This window comes from Chrysiogenia bacterium (genome assembly GCA_020434085.1).
Classification (GTDB): domain Bacteria; phylum JAGRBM01; class JAGRBM01; order JAGRBM01; family JAGRBM01; genus JAGRBM01.
The window spans coordinates 1-1,856 of the sequence record JAGRBM010000623.1 but is presented as its reverse complement, the minus strand read 5'-3'; the positions used below and the strand labels follow the sequence as shown (position 1 = coordinate 1,856).

General features: G+C 62.4%; 3 protein-coding genes. All 3 read right to left on the bottom strand.

Going from position 1 to position 1,856, the window contains the following annotated elements; genetic code table 11:
- Positions 1–83 precede the first annotated feature (83 nt).
- Entirely contained in the window at positions 84–677 is a 594-nt protein-coding gene (locus KDH09_20095) for a superoxide dismutase (GenBank protein ID MCB0222010.1), read from the bottom strand.
- 283 nt (positions 678–960) lie between these two features.
- Positions 961–1,458 carry a hypothetical protein gene (locus tag KDH09_20090; protein MCB0222009.1) on the bottom strand — a complete coding sequence of 166 codons (498 nt, stop codon included), beginning with the start codon at positions 1,456–1,458 and terminating at the stop codon, positions 961–963.
- Positions 1,459–1,494: 36 nt separating this feature from the next.
- Positions 1,495–1,824 (bottom strand): hypothetical protein, encoded by a 330-nt coding sequence (locus KDH09_20085; protein ID MCB0222008.1) that lies wholly within the window; start codon positions 1,822–1,824, stop codon positions 1,495–1,497.
- Positions 1,825–1,856: the final 32 nt, after the last annotated feature.

The following is a 1,856-nucleotide window of genomic DNA, read 5'->3' as shown; positions in this document are numbered from 1 at the left end:
GCTTCCTGCCTGAGGCTTTGGCCTGATTGAATAAAAAAGCGCGCCCCTTTGGGGCGCGCTTTTTCGTTTGCGTCTGAAACGGTTCAGCCGAGGTTCGCGTTCGCGAAGTCCCAGTTCACCAGGCTTTCGAGATACGTCTTGATGAAGTCGGGGCGACGGTTCTGGTAGTCCAGATAGTAGGCATGCTCCCACACGTCGAGGGTGAGGATCGGCGTCTTTCCGTCGGTCATGGGGTTGCCGGCGTTGGCGGTCTTGACGATGGCGAGCTTGTCGCCGTCCTTGACGAGCCAGGCCCAGCCGCTGCCGAACTGGGTGGCTGCTGCGGCCGAGAACTCTTCGACGAACTTGTCGTAGCTGCCAAAGCTCTTGTCGATGGCCTCGGCGATTTTGCCACTGGGCTTGCCGCCACCCTTGGGCTTCATGGAGTTCCAGAAGAAGGTGTGGTTCCACACCTGGGCGGCGTTGTTGAAGATACCGGCCTTGCCGGCGTCGCCGGCCGTGGCCTTGATGATCTCTTCGAGGCTCTTGCCGGCCAGGTCGGTGCCGTCGGTGAGCTTGTTGAGGTTGGTCACATAGGCGTTGTGGTGCTTCTCGTAGTGGAAGCTGAAGGTGTTGGCGCTCATGTGCGGCTCGAGGGCAGCCTTGTCGTAGGGCAGTGCGGGAAGTTCAAATGCCATGGTATTGCTCCATTCTCGTAAGTATTTGCGCCGGCCGAGATTCGGCCCGGGCCGGTGCGGATTTCGCGCAGGGGCAACGCCCGCGGTCGGGCGCTTCTCTGTAGCTTCGGGATTTCCCCCCGGCCCATAGCCATGCCAAACCTGGGGCCCGGGTGCAAGGGCCTGACCCTACTCCGGGGCGGAATTTGCGCAAAAAAAGAGCGCATTCGCGGTTGCGAATGCGCTCCAGAAGGGAATAACGGGGACTTTCGGGATTGTGTGGGTCGCTTGTGTCCCGCGCGGCCTAGATTTCGTCCACGCAGTCGCCGCACAGCCATACCGGCGGCAGGCCGGGCTCTTCGGTCAGTCCCCGGTAAGCTGCCTCTCCGCCGGGGATCTTCGTCCCGCAGCGCGTGCAGCGTGCTTCCTTGTTCATGAGGACTTCCTGCCAGGCATAGACCGAATCGAGAAGTTCCTGGGCGCGCGTGCCGCCCTTCTCGGCCGGGACGAGGATTTCCTCGCCGCGGACGCGAAAACCCTGGGCGGACTCGGCGATGCGCTTGGCATCGCGGCGCACGCTCTCGGCCAGCGAAGCGGACTCGGCCACGACGTTGTCGACCAGGTGAAAGGTGTCTTCAAGCACCGTGCGGATGAGCTGCGAGACAGTGACCCGCCGCTTTTCCGCCTCGTCCTTGAGCGTGCCCTCGAGATCCTTGGGCACGCGCGTCTGGATCACCTTGTCCTTGCGCTGGGCGGGGTCCTTGCGGGCCCCGCCACGCTCGTTGTCTTCTTCTTCACTCATCGCCTCGGGAGTGTCCTCTCGGTTCGTCGGTCCTGTTCAGGCAGCGCTCTGGTCGTCGCCCTTGCTGCGCACGGTGCTCAGCAGCTCCGTGGCCGAGGCACGCAGGTCCTCCAGCAGGCTGGTGGCGCGCGTGGTCACATCGCCCTGAAGCTGGCGGGCATTGGTGACGGCCTTCTCGGAAACTTCGCGGGCGAGCTTGAGCGCATCCTGCGAAGCGGTGCTTGCGAGGTCCACGATCTTCGCCTGGGTCTCTTCCGCACGGGTGCGGAACTCGCTGCCCGAGAGATAGTTGACCGCATTTTCCACGTTGGCGCGGACTTCTTCCATGTTCTTGCGAATCTCTTCCTGAATCTGCTGAATGTCCATTGTCTCAAACCTCCATAGGGTTAGCATCGTTT

Bases quoted from the DNA above. Each gene is read 5' to 3' on its own strand.
- KDH09_20095 (MCB0222010.1), bottom strand. From the start codon at position 677: ATGGCATTTGAACTTCCCGCACTGCCCTACGACAAGGCTGCCCTCGAG.
- KDH09_20090 (MCB0222009.1), bottom strand. From the start codon at position 1,458: ATGAGTGAAGAAGAAGACAACGAGCGTGGCGGGGCCCGCAAGGACCCC.
- KDH09_20085 (MCB0222008.1), bottom strand. From the start codon at position 1,824: ATGGACATTCAGCAGATTCAGGAAGAGATTCGCAAGAACATGGAAGAA.